Here is a 348-nt window from a genome sequence, read left to right as displayed (position 1 = left end):
ATTCGTACATGTTCGGACAGCCGCCCGCCGAAGCCGACATCCAGCGCCATTTCCGCGTCAGCCCGCCGACTGTCCACCAGATGATCGTCACCCTCGAACGGAACGGCTTCATCCGACGTCAACCCGGTGTCCCCAGAAGCATCGAGATTCTCTTGCCACCGGAAAACTTGCCCATCCTCGAATGGCTCGGTATCAAAACGTCAAAATCACTATGATGAACCACTAGGTGGTGTGGACTCTAAGGATTCCCATTTAGGGGCAAATCAGATTCAAGACTGCTTTTGGGGAGGCAGTCTTGGGTGTGATGGATCGGTTGGTTTTGAGCGACGCGGCGTGGGAGCGGATGGC

Annotated in this window: 1 protein-coding gene; it reads left to right on the top strand. The window is 55.7% G+C overall.

From position 1 onward, the window contains the following. Nucleotides 1-215, top strand: a 215-nt coding sequence (locus C7G61_RS43610; protein ID WP_108523459.1) for a LexA family protein, incomplete at its 5' end; no start/stop codon positions are given. Nucleotides 216-348 lie beyond the last annotated feature (133 nt).

It is taken from the genome of Bradyrhizobium algeriense, from assembly GCF_003062295.1.
Lineage (GTDB): Bacteria > Pseudomonadota > Alphaproteobacteria > Rhizobiales > Xanthobacteraceae > Bradyrhizobium > Bradyrhizobium algeriense.
Note: the sequence above shows the minus strand (reverse complement) of the source record. Positions and strands in the feature narration are given on the sequence as shown.